General features: G+C 56.3%; 10 protein-coding genes. 4 read left to right on the forward strand and 6 right to left on the reverse strand.

Annotated elements, in window-relative coordinates:
- Nucleotides 1-84: 84 nt before the first annotated feature.
- The 6 genes from DWB85_RS17950 to DWB85_RS17975 form a co-directional block, all read right to left on the reverse strand.
- Entirely contained in the window at nt 85-1,611 is a 1,527-nt protein-coding gene (locus tag DWB85_RS17950) for an FMN-binding glutamate synthase family protein (protein WP_205422799.1), read from the reverse strand.
- A 118-nt stretch (nt 1,612-1,729) separates the two neighbouring features.
- Complete coding sequence (locus tag DWB85_RS17955) at nt 1,730-3,001, reverse strand: coiled-coil domain-containing protein (protein ID WP_117957288.1); 1,272 nt, start codon at nt 2,999-3,001, stop codon at nt 1,730-1,732.
- A 318-nt stretch (nt 3,002-3,319) separates the two neighbouring features.
- Nucleotides 3,320-5,068 (reverse strand): hypothetical protein, encoded by a 1,749-nt coding sequence (locus DWB85_RS17960; RefSeq protein ID WP_117957290.1) that lies wholly within the window; start codon nt 5,066-5,068, stop codon nt 3,320-3,322.
- Between the two features lie 3 nt (nt 5,069-5,071).
- Nucleotides 5,072-6,199: a TolB family protein gene (locus DWB85_RS17965; protein WP_117957292.1), complete on the reverse strand. Its 1,128-nt coding sequence runs from the start codon at nt 6,197-6,199 to the stop codon at nt 5,072-5,074.
- Between the two features lie 203 nt (nt 6,200-6,402).
- Nucleotides 6,403-7,152 carry a type II secretion system protein N gene (locus tag DWB85_RS17970; protein ID WP_117957294.1) on the reverse strand — a complete coding sequence of 250 codons (750 nt, stop codon included), beginning with the start codon at nt 7,150-7,152 and terminating at the stop codon, nt 6,403-6,405.
- Nucleotides 7,153-7,237: 85 nt separating this feature from the next.
- Nucleotides 7,238-7,876, reverse strand: a complete 639-nt coding sequence (locus DWB85_RS17975; RefSeq protein WP_205422798.1) for a PEP-CTERM sorting domain-containing protein — start codon at nt 7,874-7,876, stop codon at nt 7,238-7,240.
- 322 nt (nt 7,877-8,198) lie between these two features.
- Between DWB85_RS17975 and DWB85_RS17980 the strand changes: the two genes are divergently transcribed.
- The 4 genes from DWB85_RS17980 (at nt 8,199) to DWB85_RS17990 (ending at nt 12,790) form a co-directional block, all read left to right on the forward strand.
- On the forward strand, nt 8,199-10,415 hold the full coding sequence (locus DWB85_RS17980; RefSeq protein WP_133300672.1) for a TonB-dependent receptor plug domain-containing protein: 2,217 nt from the start codon (nt 8,199-8,201) through the stop codon (nt 10,413-10,415).
- A 200-nt stretch (nt 10,416-10,615) separates the two neighbouring features.
- Nucleotides 10,616-10,822 carry a hypothetical protein gene (locus DWB85_RS19445; protein WP_133300673.1) on the forward strand — a complete coding sequence of 69 codons (207 nt, stop codon included), beginning with the start codon at nt 10,616-10,618 and terminating at the stop codon, nt 10,820-10,822.
- Complete coding sequence (gene nhaA, locus DWB85_RS17985; protein WP_239017382.1) at nt 10,803-12,203, forward strand: Na+/H+ antiporter NhaA; 1,401 nt, start codon at nt 10,803-10,805, stop codon at nt 12,201-12,203. Before DWB85_RS19445 ends, nhaA begins: the two co-directional genes overlap by 20 nt.
- A 203-nt stretch (nt 12,204-12,406) precedes the next feature.
- On the forward strand, nt 12,407-12,790 hold the full coding sequence (locus DWB85_RS17990; RefSeq protein WP_117957297.1) for a hypothetical protein: 384 nt from the start codon (nt 12,407-12,409) through the stop codon (nt 12,788-12,790).
- The last annotated feature ends 144 nt before the right edge of the window (nt 12,791-12,934 follow it).

Consider the following 12,934-nt stretch of genomic DNA (forward strand, 5'->3'; position numbering starts at 1 on the left):
ACCGGGAACGGCCGGATCAATGTTCAAATACAGTTACTTTCTCATCCAAGCAGTCCCCCAGACCATGCAACTGATTTCCTGTACTCAGTGGCTTTTACGATACTGGGGCAAGGTTTGCGCCTCCGGATACAGGTCCACCATCGATTCCGGGCTACCCATCTCGTTGATGATCTGGGCGTTGTCCCGGCGCAGCAAGGCCGGTTCCGCCACGCCGCAGGAATGGGCTATCACCTCCACCTCGTGCATCAGGTTGTGGGCGTAATGGGCCACGCGCTCGGCCTTGTCCTCGGGTACCAGGCCGTGCTGCAGATCTTCGTCGTGGGTGGTGATACCGGTGGGGCAGGTGTTCCGGTTGCACTGCAGGGACTGGACGCAGCCGAGGGCAAACATGAACCCACGGGCTGAATTGACGCAATCCGCCCCCAGGCAGAGCGCCGCTGCCACGCCGGAAGGATTGATCATTTTACCCGAGCAGATCACCTTGATCCGCTCCCGCAGCCCGTATTCCACCAGCTTGTTGACCACCAGCGGCAGGCTGCGGTTCAGGGGCAGGCCCATATAGTCGATCAGGCTCTGGGGGGCGGCGCCGGAGCCGCCATCGGCGCTGTCGATGGTGATGAAATCGGGGGCATAGTCCAGGCCCCGCTGGTGTATTTTCTGGCAGAACTCGTCCAGCCACAGCGACTGGCCGATAACGGCCTTGATGCCGGTGGGTTTACCGGTGACCTGCCGGACCCGGTGAATCATGTCCAGCAGCTCATCCAGGGAGCTGATATCCGGGTGCCGGTTGGGGCTGATAGAGTCCACGCCCTCGGGAATCCCGCGGGTGCTGGCAATCACCGCAGTGACCTTGGCCCCGGGCAGAATGCCGCCCTTGCCGGGTTTGGCGCCCTGGGACAGCTTTATTTCAAACATCCTCACCTGCTCGTGAGCGGCCAGAGCCTGCAGCCTGGCGTCGCTGAGATTGCCGCTGGCATCGCGCACCCCGTACTTGGCGGTGCCGATCTGGAACACGATGTCGCAGCCCCCCTGCAGGTGGTAGGGAGAGATGCCGCCCTCGCCGGTATTGAGCCAGATACCCGCCTTGCGGGCACCCGAGGACAGGGCGGTGATCGCGGGGGCCGACAGGGCGCCAAAACTCATCGCCGAAATATTGAAAAACGCGGTGGTCGAGTAGGGGGTCTGGGCGAAGCCGTGGCCGAAGTCGATGGAACTGCGTGGCCCCAGTTCCTCGTCCAGTGGCGGGAACAGGTCGTTGAGGAATATGTAGTCCCCCGGCTGGTTGAGTGGGTGGGTGGAACCAAAGGCGACGGTGGCGTCCAGGTTCTTGGCGGCGCGGTAGATCCAGGAGCGCTGGGCCCGGTTAAAGGGCAGTTCCTCCCGGTCCAGGGCGAAAAAATACTGACGGAAAAACTCGCCCATGTGCTCGAAGAAATAGCGAAAACGGCCGATAACCGGGTAGTTGCGACGGATGGTCTGGGAGGTCTGGGTGACATCGACGAAATACATCCAGGCGATGGCCAGAATCAGTATGCCACCGGCAACCGTGAATAGCAGGGCACTGACTTCGACAAATGTCTGCGCGAAGTCTTTTAGTGCGTCCATTTCCATATCCACAGTATTGTCCCGGTAGTGTGCGAGGGAGACAGTTTAGCTGCGGGAGGGACTTATCCGCCAGCCGAAAATGCTGGTGGAGCGGGTATGAACCGGTTTGGTCCAGTGGGCTGGCTCAGGGCTGGGACGTCAGTTTCTCTTCCTCGAGTTTCAGCCGGGCAAGACGTTGCTCGAGGGCCTCCAGCTGGCGCTTGCGGGTTTCTTCCAGTTGCCTGAGGCGTTCCTGGGCGTCGTGCTGGGCACGCTCTTCCCGTTCCCACAGTTCAGTAAGCTTGTCCTCTCGATCGTGTTCGGTTTGCTCGCGCAGGGTGCGTATTTCCTCCAGCTCGGATTCGAGCTGCTGCTCGTGTTCCTGGCGCCGGGCCTGCAGGTGGCCCAGTGCCTGGTCATAGTCCTGCTGCACTGACTCCAGCCGGGTCTCGAGCGCTTTGGCCTCCTGGTCGCGGGCCTGCTCCGCAGCGGCGATCAACTGGTCGAATTCGGCGACATCCCTGAGCACCTGTTCCCTGACGGCAGCAATCTGCGCTTCCAGTTGGGCGATGTTGTTTTCTGCCTCACGCTGGCAGCTGTCCCGGTCCAGGTGCAACTGCTCGGCGGCGGATTGCGATGCGGCGATCCGGCTGCGCGCTTCGTCGTCTGCGTGCTTGGTTTGCTGCTCCAGCTGGCGCTGCTGCGCCTGTTCCTCCTCGCCGAGAGCGGCCATGCCCTGTTCCAGCTTTTCGCGGCTCTGCGCCTCCAGCGCCTGCAGGCGGCTGAATTCGTCCTGGCTGGCCAGCAATACTTCCTCGCGCTGGAGCTTGATCTGCTCCAGGGCAGCGCTGGTTTCGCTTTTGATCTCGTCCTGCATCTGCTGCAATTGCTCGACCCGGCTGGCGAGTGCGGCCTCGGCGTCGTGTCGCAGTGAACGCAGCCTGGCCAGGACTTGCTCTTTCGGTGGTTCACTGGCCAGCTGGTCCGTGACGGTTTCCAGGAGCGCTTCGGGCTCGGGTTCGGACTCGGGATCGTGCGCTTTTGCGATGGGTTCGGGGGGCGGTTCCCGGCGCGATGGCACCGAGATGATTTCTCCCCGTCGCGGGAAGTGCAGGGCAGCCGGATCCGGGGTCGATACCCGGGTAAATATCTCCGGGGCAGAGGACGTTGAATTGGCTGCTGGCCGATCGCTGGGGACCAGCTGGGCCACCCCGCCAAGATCGGTTATGCGGCGGTAGTAATCCGCTGCAGCCTTGCGGTCCAGGTTGCTGCGCAAAACGAAGGCATCGCCGGAAAACAACTCATCCAGCACCAGCGGATCACGGATACGGAACAGCTCGGCAAAACCATGCCGTACCTGGTCGGGTTCGTGATCGGGGAGTATGTCTCCCTTGAAGGTTAGGTCAAACCGTTTCACCCGTTTTCCCTTGTCCTGCGTCCTTGTAGGGGGTCGAATGTAGATTGATGGAAAAAGTAAAGCCACCAAAACCTGGCGAAATGTGTAGAATTTGGATGGGTTCTAAATAGGGTAGGGGGCTGAACTTACCAGGGCGGCTCCTGGGCGCTGGCTTTCTGCTGGTCTGTATCGATAGTCAGCTGCTGATACAAAGGCTAGCGTACGCTAGCCTAAGTTCCACCACGCTACTGCACTTGCTTACAGGCGCTTACCGACATTGGTAGCTGCGGGGCGTTTTACTCCGCAAGCGCTGGCAGAGGCGCCTGTCTAATATCTATCCTACGGGCTAATCGCACAGCGCGGGTTGGTGCATTGCAGGACGCAAATCCTGGCATCCAGGACATTGACGATACCGTTTCCGTCGATATCCAGAATCGGGTCGGCGGGCGGCACAGTGACATTTCTGTTGCTGTTGATATTCATGATGTCGGTCATGTCCACTTCGCCATCACCGTTGTTGTCACAGCTGGCGGTAGCCGCAGTTGCAACGACGAGGTCTGACAATATCGGGGATTCGCCAGCAGCATCGGGGCGCAGTACGGTCCTGATCTGGATAAACTGACCTGCAAGCCCCAGACCTGTAGCGCCGTTGGTTACCGGGATGTAGGCCTGTAAGCCCAGGTCGGCAGCCACGTCGGCGGCTCTTGCTTCCACTTCGATACTCGCGCCCGCGGGAATAAAGCCCTCGGGCTCGTTGTTCCAGCTGATGCTGTCCCAGCCAGTTCCCAGCGCCCCGCCATCGTTGATAACGGTCCAGATGCCAGACGGATCGGTTTGGTTTCGTGCTGCAAAGCCGGAAGCGTCGCTGTAGGTATAGGGGGAGCGGCCGACAGGAATCGTCGAAATAAAGTTGCAGTTTGAATCGTATTGGGAAATAGAGTTGGAGCCCAGGTTAATGGTCCATATGCGATTGCCCTTTGCTACGATGGGACCGCGTCCCCCCAGGGTGCCTACCGTACAAGCCGGCGTGGTGTCGAGGTCGCCGGAGGGCAAGGTGACAAATTTTCTCAGGGTGGGGGTTCCGAACCACACTGCCCCGTCGCCATCCACCGCCACACCCGTGCCGCTGAAGGCGATGCTGAACTGGGTTGTTCCAGTGGCGGGATTGAAGGCATGCAGGGTGCTGCCGAGATATACCCTGTCGTTACCGAAGTTTATGCCGTAGTTGCTTTGCAGGCTTCTATTCTGGGTCCAGGTGTTGGTATTGGTATCGAGCTCAACCAGTACTGAACTCAGTGACGCTCCCCATAATGTCCCGCCTGCGTCTACTACGCAGCCATAGTTGGTGGCATTGGTGGTGATGGGGCCCGCCAGCTGGTTGCCGTCCAGGTCAAACTTGAAGTACTCGCGTCCGCTGTAGGTGCCAGCCCACAGGGTATTGCCAGTGCCCAGGCAGAGTGAGCGGCCCAGGTCGGAGGGATCGCCGAACCGGGATATCCAGATAACCCTTTCGTCCTGGAAATCGTCGATATCAAGAACACCATCGCCATCATCGATAACGGGAAGCATCTCGTCTGGCGTGATCATACAGTCGCCATTGGTATCGACTGATGTATCGATGACGCCATTGCCGTTGCGGTCGACGCCACCTTCCACGGCAATCTTCAACAATTCGGGACGCAAACCACCGGAAAAATTGCGATTGGCCACGTAGACGTTGCCATTGATATCTACCGCTGTACGCGAGGGAGCGGGTCCTGAAAACGCCCCATGGTTTGCCAGTGCATTGGGGTCGCCATAGGACGTCAGGTAGCGAGCTTCCTCGCAGCCCGCCCCGCCAGCGCCGTCGGTATTTATTCGCGACATGGTGTCCTCGCCGGCATTGGCAATCCACAGGACCGGGAAGGTATCTCCGACTACATTGAGTTGCAGCTGGTCGTTATTCGGCGCGTCGTGATTAACCGAGTTCAGGGTGCCCAGGTCAAAATCGGCATCCGTGGTATAGGTCGTGGTACCCGCCGTTGCCGCACCCGCCAGGAGCAGGGCGGAAATCATGGCGGTGCGCTGTTTAAACAGTGATTTTTTCATGTTTTACTCTCCTGAGTACCGCGTGCTGAAGCGGGAATTCATGGCTTGTGCAGTGTGCCGGGAAGCGAATGGGGCCGGTTTTGGTTCACTTTGAAAGCCCTGTGCAGGGGCCAGCGGGATGAGTTCTCCGGTGGCGAGGTCCAGTGAACAGACATTCGCAGATTGATTGCCTTGCCATTGGACCAGGAGCATGTGGCCATCATCGTCAAGCCAGACCGGGTCACCGACCTGTGATTGGCCGTCGGTAATACTGCGCGGGTCGGAACCATCTTCTTTCATCACAAAAAGTTGTGTTCTCCCGTAGGGGCCACGGGTGGAAAGAAACGAGATTTGGCTGCCGTCGCCAGACCACACGGGGTTACTGTCCGATGCGGGGAGGTCTGTTAATTGGCGCTCATTACCGGTGACAAGGTCATAGCGGTAAATGTTGTATTCCCGCTGCCGCCGCGAGTGGTAAAGCAGCGACGTGCTGTCGGGTGACCAGGCGGGTTTACCGTCTTCATGTTTCGGGTTGTCGGTCAGCTGGGTGTGGTGCATAGCGCGCATATCCAGTAACCATAGGTCTCCCTTGGCCCTGATATTAAGTTTTCGGTATGCAAGCAACTGCCCATCGGGCGACCATGCCGGACTGTCATGGCCAGCCTCGTTATCAAAGGTCAGTTGCTGTGGGTTTGTGCCATCAATGGCCAGGGAAAACAGCTGGAGAGGTCCCTTCCTGTCGGACACGAAAACAATGGATTGGCCGTCCGGTGACCAGGACGGCTGGCCGTCATAGCCTCTCCAGCGGGACAGGTTCCGCTGCCGGCTGCCGTCGGCGCGCATGTAGTAGACCTCTGAATTCCCGCCATCCCGATTGGAGGTGAACAGGATGTGGCGGCCATCCGGAGACCAGCTGGCCTCATAATCATCCCGCTCATTATTGGTCAGCTGTTCTGGGGCCTGTCCGTCCGGCCCCGCCAGGTAAATTTCCCGATCGCCATCCTGGTTGGAGACAAACAGAATCTGACCAGGAGCGGTAGCTCCCGGCCACTCACTGGCCTGCTCTGGATGAGTGATGGTGAAGCTGCAGGCGCCACTGAGGGCCAGCAGTGACAACGCCACCCACCTTTTAAGGTAGACCGTAAGCTCCATGCCTACTTCTCCACTATGTTGCTGAAAGTCGGGGGCTGGTAAGCCCCTCGACTGGCTCGATTTCCCGCACAACAGCCAAATAAAACGCAATTTTCAGGCCCATCTGCGTAATGCCATGAAAACCCTGAGGTTTTCTGTCGCCAGCAACAGCCGGTTGCTGAAAGTGTAAAAATATTTGACGCAGCTGGATGCCGGATCATCGCTCACGGTGCCGACAGTGTGCTGTCGTAGTAGTCCTGAGGCCTCATAATGGTCAACTCCACCTGCTGCCGGGGGCCAGCGTCTTCGGCCAATGGCGAGAGGAGGTCATCAGCGGTGACCTTGTTGCCGTCGATGGCGATTACCACATCACCCGACTGCAGCCCGCTTTGAATGAATGCAGATGAGTCGCCCCCGGGATAAACCAGCAGGCCAAGCAATTCACCGTCAAGCCGGTAGGACTTGAGTTCCAGCGCATTTACCTGTGCGGCGTCGAGTTGGATGCGCAGTTGATTGTCGTCCAGGGGAGGAGCATCACCTGAACCGGCGTCCGACAGCGGCAACCAGGCCTCGAGTTGGCCATTGCTTAGCAACACACTCTCTGGCTCGATAGCCATCAGGGTAAGGTCGCCAATAGTGTCACCTGGCCGGAGCTGTTTTTGTCCGCCCGCCCGCAGCTCGATGATAGCGATGCTGGCGGCCGGATCGGGACTCTCCATAACCCCGGTTAGACGCAGGTGAGCGAGGCTCAGCCGCTGCCCGGGCTCTGCGTAAGTGGGGTAGTTCGCTTTGGGGGCTGCGTCATCATGGGAAAAAATGGGGTTTTTGATTCCCGGTTCTACCACCTCGGGAACCTGCGATTGCCCGCTCAATACAAACCAGACCCCCAGGGCCGCCAGCGATCCAGTGATGACCAGCGCCCTCCTTGTTCCAAAGCGGGTGGCCCCTGGGTTGGAAGTATAGTGAGAAGCCATGTCAGCTGAACCCGGTGCATTGGTGCCAAGCGATAGCGTTTCCAAGGCAGGCGAAAAACTGCTTCAAGCCATTGCCGGCCTTACATCACGGCTGCGCTACACGCCGCCGCCAGCCGAGACCCAGAAGTCCCAGGGCGAGCAGGGCGATGGTGCCCGGTTCTGGCACGCCTTGATAGGTGTCAGGGCAACTGGCGCCCACGCACACATTGGCACCAGCGAGGGTCGGGAATATTTCATTGCCCAGTTCGTCGCCGAAGGTGAGCAATGATCCGGCGAAACTAACTGGAGAGAGACCGTCGCCGACAGCATTGAAAGCCAGGGTTGCGATAGTAAACATATTCCCAAGGCCATCCTGGTTGGCCATTAAATCAGCAGGGGAATCTAACGAAAATTCGAATATATCGAGAAGGCCTGGGCCAAAAGTAACGTCACAGGAAATGCCGGGGAAACAGCCGAAACTATCCACGGCAGAGTAAAAAGTGACTGAGTTTGCGCTGAGTACTGTGGGATCGAAGGCGATGTCGATGTCCCATGCGCCAAGATACTCCGGGTCAGCTGACCCATCCCAGACAATGTCCATGAAGACGGTATCACCGACCAATGCTGTCTGGTATGCGGGATCGATATAGATCATCGGGGTGGCATGTGCCGCGCTGGCGAGCAGGGTCAGCATGCTCGCTGCCAGGAATGCCTTGAATCGAGTCAGGTTGGTTGTCGTTTTCACTTGTTGTCCTCCTGAGGCCATTCATTAGGAATGTTGCCTGGCCGCGTAAAGAAATATTATTGCCTTTTTTTGGTAAGCGTATTTCGCGCCAATTTTTAAAAATTATATTAATATCAGGCACATACAAAAACGCATCACTCGAGGTATGCTTCGGACGTAAAAATTGTTGACAGCCAGGCGGGAAGTAGCGCCCATCGGCCTGCACTGATAGCTAATCCTTATCGGCCGCAGTCCGGCTCTGGTAGTGTAGTTGCCTTAAGATCGCTGTTGTTGAGACAGTGCCATGGTAATCGGCTAACCCAACCGGGTAACGAAGTACGCGGTGGAAACAGAGCGTCAGGCAATGCTGTATTGCAACTCTTCCATTTTCGTGTGCTATGTTTCCTCTGCAGTAATGTGTACACGGTTACAGGAGTCAAGGACAATGCCAGTAGCGAGCTCCCAGACCCACTACGGGTCCGAGAAATGGTTTTGGTTTTTTCTGCTACCGCTCGCGGTAATCGGTCCCCTCATTTGCGCTGCTGAACAAGCACCGGTTTTCCCGGAGGAAATCGTGGTAACCGCAAATCGCATCGCCGAGCCGCGTTTCGATACGGCTTACTCCCTCGATCGTATTGATGACGACCGCATTCGCAAGGCCAACTTCCGTACCACTGTAGACCTGTTTCGTGAAGTTCCCGGGACCCTGGTGCAGAAGACTGCTCACGGGCAGGGATCGCCTTATATTCGCGGCTTCACCGGCTTTCGCAATCTTTTTCTTATCGATGGTATCCGCCTCAATAACGCGGTGTTTCGAGAAGGGCCGAATCAATACTGGGCAACAGTGGATATCAATGCGGTGCAACGCGCAGAAATCGTCAGGGGACCGAAATCTGTGCTGTATGGTTCCGACGCGATTGGAGGCACTGTCAATGTGCTGAATCGCACCCCGCGCGCCCACCTCGATACTCAAAACCTGCAGGGCGGAGTGCACTACCGCTATGGTACGGGTGAACATTCGAGCGTTATCAGCGGGTTTGCCGATGTGCCCATGGGTGCTGATGGCGGTTTACTCATCGGCGGCAGTCGCAAAGAGTTCGGCGACATCGACTCTGGTTCCGGACGACTGCCCGAGACCGGCTATGACGAGTGGACGCTGGACGGGAAGCTTGTTTACCAGCTTGCTGACAGCCTGACGCTCACCGCGGCCCATAGCGAGGTGCATCAGGACGATGTGCCGCGAACTCACCGGACCGTGCACGCGGTGCCCTTTGCCGGCACAACGGCAGGCAGCGAACTCAAGCGCGAACTGGATCAAGACCGCACACTTTCCTATGTGCGATTGCAGGGCAGCGACTTTGTCGGCCTGGAACAGTGGGAATTGACGCTCTACAACCAGCGCCAGGAAGAGCGCCGGGATCGCCTCAGGAGCGAGGGTCGAAGGGATGCCCAGGGAGTGGATGTGGATACCATTGGACTCACCGTGGACGGGGTCCTGGAAACGGAGACTTTCGGTACCTTCAGCGCCGGCGCTGAGTGGGCCAGGGACCGGGTTGATAGTTGGTCCACTCGCAATCCGGTGCAGGGGCCGGTCGCCGATGATGCCTACTATGACTGGGCCGGACTGTTTCTGCAGAATCGCTATTACTGGCCCGGTGGGGTAGATCTTACCAGTGGTGTGCGACTGTCGTATTTTCGCGTGGTGGCAGATCGGGTCAGTGACCCCGTTGATGGCTCGCCGATATCGCTGCGCGACAGCTGGTCGCAGCCGGTTGCCAACCTGCGCCTCGGTTGGTCTGTCGTGCCCGATCAATGGCGCCTGTACGGGGGGCTGTCGCAGGGCTTCCGGGCGCCCAACCTGTCGGATCTGACCCGCTACGACTCCGCCCGCAGCAATGAGTTTGAAGTTCCCGCACCGGACCTGCAACCGGAGCGATTTCTGCAGTATGAGCTTGGTACGCGCTTTCGCAGCGAGGCGGGACTGCAATTGGAAGGCGCCCTGTTTTACACCGATATTGAGGACCAGATTCAGCGCTTGCTGACCGGGCGGGTGAATACTGAGGGGGAGTTGGAAGTTACCAAGGCCAACGTGGGTGACGGCAAGCTTTACGGCGTCGAAGTCCAGGGCCGTTATGCCTTTGACCAGAGCTGGAGCGCCTTCGCCCATTTTGCCTGGGTGGATGGCCGGATCAGCACTGAAGCGGTGGTCGGTAGTCCAGCTGTCGACGACCATCATAGTCGTACGATGCCGACCAATTACCGTCTCGGCCTGCGTTATGACAGTGCCAGTCCTCGAGGCTGGTGGCTGGAATCTGAGTGGATTGCTGTGGAAAAAGCAGACCGGCTTTCCTTACGCGACCAGGGAGATACCCAGCGCATTCCGCCCGGAGGCACCCCTGGCTATGCGCTTTGGCACTTGCGCGGGGGATTAAGCGTGAATCAGCGCCTGAGTATCAACCTGGCGCTGGAAAACCTGCTGGATAAGAATTACCGGGTACACGGATCTGGTCAGAATGAAACCGGGCGCAACCTGATAGTTGCTTTAGACTTTCAGTTCTGAGGCACTCTGGATTTCAGCCTGCCTGGCTACCTCGTCGCGAGGGCTCTCTATTTGCAGAGCGCATCACATCAGCCGGCGCGCACTACCCATGGCAGCTTAAACCAAGGGCAGGTATCCACTTATAGAATCGGGTATCGCTGTTCAAAGAACCGGGGCCACCTCTGTATGTGCCTGAGAACAATTATTTTGAGGATATTAAAGTGAATAAAGAAGACAAAGTACTTATTGATAGATTTGGCATTACTTGTGAGAAAATAAATATTTACCACTATAAGAAATACCAATATAGCAAACTACAAGATGCTATCAATTATGCAAAGCTTGAACACGGTCGTTCTGATGTGAAACCTGCAATGGAGATCGAGAGCGAGACTCGATTAGTACAAAGTGGACAAGATCAATCCTGAGTCGACGAGCGACAGGCGGGGCCATCCAGCGCAATTACCCAAAGAACATATTGATTGGGTCGTTCATCCCATCACTCGATTTGTTAAAGTTGAAGCGGCTGCGGGTGTCGTTTTGCTACTATCCACCCTACTGGCATTATCGCTGGCAAACTCCCCGCTAAGAGAATCGTTCAATAGCTTATGGCATGTATCGCTTGGAATAAACATCGGCACTATCGCGTTTGAGCGCTCGTTGCATGGGTGGATAAATGACGCGGTAATGACGCTGTTTTTCTTTTTAATTGCGCTGGAGCTCAAGCGAGAACTCGTATTGGGAGAATTGCGCAATCCTCGGCTTGCGATACTATCGATTTCTGCCGCTATAGGCGGAATGCTAGTGCCCGCGCTGGTTTATCTTTTTTTTCAATATGGTGAACTCGGCCAGCGCGGTTGGGGAACCGTTATGGCGACGGACACGGCATTTGTGATCGGTTGCCTGGCGCTTTTGGGGACTCGAATCCCTAATGGCTTGAGGGTATTCATGTTATCGCTCGCTGTAGTCGATGATATTGGTGCCATTATCGTTGTCGCCGTTGGATATGGTAGTGACATTAATTGGGTAGCCATTGGATTCGCGTTACTCGGGTTCATCATCGTTAAAGTCATGGCATTTCTCGGCATCCGCAGTATGGTCTTGTTTTTTATGGTAGGCGCTCTGATATGGTTGGCGGTTGATGCATCCGGTATCCACCCCACGGTCACCGGCGTCATTCTTGGATTAATGACCCCAACTCGAAAATGGATAACTGATGAACGCTTGCATACTATTATGGACAGTGTAGTAGCTTATCCTCCGGGTGATCATTGGAGTGGTGATACCCCCGATCGTAAGGTCTTGAAAACGGCTGAAGCGGCAGCACGTGAAGCCCTTTCACCCGTAGAGCGTTTGGAGATGATGCTTCATCCTTGGGTGGGCTTTGTTGTGATGCCCTTGTTTGCCTTTGCTAATGCGGGGATACCATTCACAGGAACAAACTTTATTTCTCCCCTAACAATGGCCGTATTTCTAGGTTTCGTGTTAGGCAAACCACTAGGTATTTTTGCATTTAGTTGGCTTGCAGTTCAAATGCGAATCGCAGTGCTGCCGCCCAATTTAAATTGGCGCATGATTCTTGGTGGGGGCTTGTTGGCGGGGATTGGTTTTACCATGGCACTATTTATCGCCAACTTGGCTTTTAGTCCAGAGCACATTTATGGGGTAAAACTCGGAATTCTCTCTGCGTCTGTTTTCTCCGCGCTATTGGGTTATATAGTGTTACGGTATTTTTCTGTTTCTACAAACAATACAGATGTGAAGTTCTCGTCCTGTCATGCACAGGATCAGCACGTTTCCAAATCTTAGGGAGTCTGGGCCAGGGCTGAATTGGATAATTCCTGGTCTCGGGATCAATTTGAGACTGCTCGATTATCTTTGAGGATATTTGCCCGATTGAATTGGTACCAGCGAATGAACAGCGGCTACCGGGAAAAATTTCTCGATCTGGGATAAAACCCTATGCGGAACGGCTGCAGGCGTTAAAGGAGGCGCAGGCGATATATCATGGAGTGGTAGATGCAGCTTATGATCTGGATGGGGCTGTGCCGAACGATCGGCTTGCTCTGATTGATAGGCTGATTTTATCGCCAGGGGAGGAGGGGCCATTTATGACTGCTCGGCGAGCCTGGCGCAGTTTGGAGTCAGACCTGGATCAATGGGGAGAGCAGCTCGAATCGGAGACCGTGGAGCTATGTCAGGACGTGTTGGGCATACAGATCGGGGATATTGTGCTGATTGAATCTGGCAAGGGTACTGTGCGACTGAAAGTTGAAGGTATGAGTATTCATGTTTACGAGAAGCAGGTCGTATTTAGTATCTGGGGGACACGATTCCGCAAAGACGGCTTGCCTGGGAAGCGTTCGGAATATTTCAACATTGCTGTTGAAGAGTGATTACACAAAGTTGAGGGAGGTTCTTGGCTCTTCATCATTAACGGGGGACACCGATGTTCATTAAACTGAATTTGCGAAGTTCGTTTAATGGAGAGTACACCGATGTCCCACGCAGGATTAATATTAGGCCTTCCGGAGTTGGAG

The organism is Seongchinamella sediminis (genome assembly GCF_003457605.1).
GTDB classification, from domain to species: domain Bacteria; phylum Pseudomonadota; class Gammaproteobacteria; order Pseudomonadales; family Halieaceae; genus Halioglobus; species Halioglobus sediminis.

What these genes read in the sequence shown, in the direction of transcription:
- DWB85_RS17970 (WP_117957294.1), bottom strand. Translation starts at nt 7,152, where the DNA reads ATGGCTTCTCACTATACTTCCAACCCAGGGGCCACCCGCTTTGGAACA.
- DWB85_RS17960 (WP_117957290.1), bottom strand. Translation starts at nt 5,068, where the DNA reads ATGAAAAAATCACTGTTTAAACAGCGCACCGCCATGATTTCCGCCCTG.
- DWB85_RS17965 (WP_117957292.1), bottom strand. Translation starts at nt 6,199, where the DNA reads ATGGAGCTTACGGTCTACCTTAAAAGGTGGGTGGCGTTGTCACTGCTG.
- DWB85_RS17950 (WP_205422799.1), bottom strand. Translation starts at nt 1,611, where the DNA reads ATGGAAATGGACGCACTAAAAGACTTCGCGCAGACATTTGTCGAAGTC.